Origin of the sequence: Aeromonas sp. A35_P (assembly GCF_002259925.1) — a bacterium.
GTDB lineage: Bacteria > Pseudomonadota > Gammaproteobacteria > Enterobacterales > Aeromonadaceae > Aeromonas > Aeromonas dhakensis.
In genome coordinates this window covers 1-2,629 of the sequence record NZ_NEVB01000174.1, presented here as the reverse complement: position 1 = coordinate 2,629, position 2,629 = coordinate 1, and the positions used below count along the sequence as shown (strand labels likewise).

The window sequence follows — 2,629 nt, the reverse complement described above, 5'->3', positions numbered from 1 at the left end:
GTTGAGAAGATTTGAGATTATATATTCATCACTTTAAGAACACAGCCTAGCAGCCTTAACCGGGCTGGTATTCAGAACATGCTGGAGCTGGCCAAGCCGATGATGACGGCAAGACTGCACGAGCTGAATGCCAATCCGATGCTGTTGGGCACAGCCAATGGGGTCATCGACCTGAAGTCGGGTCGCCTGTTGGCACCGAGACGGGCATTCATGATGACGCACCATAGCCCGGTGGCCTATGACCCGACCGCCACTTGCCCAAGATGGGAGCAGTTCATCGGCGAGATCACCTGTGGCGATGCCGAGTATGCCGCCTTCCTGCAACGTTGTGTGGGCTACTGGATCACCGGCCGCACCGACGAACAGCTCCTGTTCTTCCTCCACGGGGGCGGCTGCAACGGCAAGAGTACCTTCATGTCGGTCATTCAGCAGTTGCTGGGAGAGTTCAGTCGGCAGATCAGCAGTAACGTCTTGCTGTTTAACCGCAACGGTAATACCGGGCCGAACCCGTCACTGACCAAGCTGGTGGATGCCCGTCTAGTGGTGGCCAACGAACTGCCAGAGGGGTCTCGCATGGATGAGAACTTGGTGAAAGCCATGACGGGGGATGACGTGATTGTCGCTCGTGCTCCCTACGCCAAGAAGGAGATGGAGTTCCGCCCGACCTTCTCACTGGTAATGGTGGGCAACCACAAGCCCGAGATCCGCGATACCAGCAATGGTATGTGGCGTCGGATGCTGATGCTGCCATTCAATGCCTCCTTCACGAAGGCACAGCTGGACCCCATGCTGATGGAAAAGCTGCGGGCCGAGATGCCAGGCATTCTGAACTGGGCCATCCAGGGCTGCCAGATGTGGCAAGAGCAGAGACTCAAGGCATCGACTCCTGCTCGCCTCAAGCAGGATGTCGAGACCTACCGTGCCGAGTCGGATATGGTCGGCTGCTTCCTGGAAGAGTGCACACAGGCCAGAGCAGGGGCCAAAGTGCCCATGAGCGAGGTCTACGCAGTCTACTGCGAGTGGATCAAGCAGAACGGTGAATGGGCCATGAAGCAGCAGGCCCTGAAGAAAAAGCTGATGGAGAAGGGCTTTGCCACCACCCGCTACAACAACAAGGTAACCATCATCGGGTTGACCCTGCTAGATAGCGAGATGGCTGACATGACGGCATCATCCAGTAAGACAGAGCTCGGTGCTAACTACACCGTATAACCAAACGAGGGGCCTGCGGGCCCCTCATACTTTGATCTAAAAGTAACGCTCAATATATAGAGTGTTTGGTCGTGCATCCAAAGCAGACCTTAACGGAAACATGTTCCTTGTCGCGATAGCTGCATCCCTTACTTAGCAACCATTTTTGCAAGTGTCCGCAGGATTTTGCCCCAGAATCCGAACCAGCAACGCCCGTGGTTCACGTACAGCATCAGTGCCGACTGCAAGCACTTTACCGTCCATATTTGCAGTATATTCAGCCACTACATCACCAAAAGCATTACGCTGTAAAGCAACCTTCTGGCCCTTCTTGACATCGTCCCCCAACTTGACGAGAACTTCTGCAAAGCCACCAGTCGTTGCCCGAATCGAGCTCATTTCATTACCAATGTATGTCTTGTGGCTCTCGGCGGTGGCCCCAAGCTTTCCATCTATCACCTTGTAGTGACGCAATACGTTTAAGGCCCCCTGTAAGCCTCGATCAATCATATCCTGTTGATACACCCGTGGCTCTCCTACTTCTGCGGTTATAGCCGGAATGCCATTCTCAACAAAAGTAGTTTCCATCGACCCTGCTTCACCGGGATCCTTTTTAATTTGGTCGGCAGGGAACAGTTCCGCAATGGTCTTTACATCCGCATTGCGATAATCAGCATAGATAAAGAGTGGGTATGCCGTCCCAGTAGACTGAGTGTGATAGTCGATGGCCAAATCGACATTCCCTTTGTAGATTTTGTTCCACATCAGCCATGCCTGACGCTCGGGAGCATTACCTGTCTCTTTACCGGGATGAATCCGGTTGTAATCGATCACATCACCACCGTCAGTTGAAATTGCCCATGTACGCGACACTCGCTCTAAACCGGAACGATTGGGGCCAATAACCCCAATGACGGTCCCTTTCATCTTGGCTGGTTCAAGTTGTGCCATCGCCTTTTGTACGATCCGAACACCATTGAGTTCGTCACCATGTACTCCAGCCTGTAGCAATACTTTTTTACCATTGGTAGCCCCTTTGGCCACCATGATCGGCACGTACAAACGTTGACCAGTTCCGGTCTCGACGCCCTCAAACATAAAACGGTGCTGGCCTGTAGCAAGATCAGCAACATCGAGTGCTGAAATCACAGGTATACCTTGGACCTTATCGCCTGTGTACTGGGTGGCTGCATGTGCAACCGAACCAAAAAGTGCTAATCCAACAGCAAACGCAACATAACGCATACGACTCTCCATGATGCTCAATATGATTAGTAAATCCCGACTCGATAAGCTGGCAGGCAGTCCAAGGCTAAAAACATGTCGAGGTGACTAAGCTATCAAGGAGATATGTCGAGTATCTACTTTGGGTTAGAAGAAATGTGATGCAAAGACATAGTCTCGGACACATTGAAGACGAATGAATCCACTCGCCCTT

At 52.2% G+C, this 2,629-nt stretch carries 2 protein-coding genes; one reads left to right on the top strand and one right to left on the bottom strand.

The annotated features are described in order from the left end of the window. Nucleotides 1-21: 21 nt before the first annotated feature. The gene (locus CAK78_RS10650) at nt 22-1,212 is read left to right on the top strand and encodes a DNA primase family protein (protein WP_369597524.1); all 1,191 of its coding nucleotides are present in this window, start codon (nt 22-24) and stop codon (nt 1,210-1,212) included. A gap of 132 nt (nt 1,213-1,344) precedes the next feature. Here CAK78_RS10650 and CAK78_RS10645 read toward each other — a convergent pair whose 3' ends face one another. Then, nucleotides 1,345-2,436, bottom strand: a complete 1,092-nt coding sequence (locus tag CAK78_RS10645) for a M14 family metallopeptidase (protein ID WP_217900823.1) — start codon at nt 2,434-2,436, stop codon at nt 1,345-1,347. Nucleotides 2,437-2,629 lie beyond the last annotated feature (193 nt).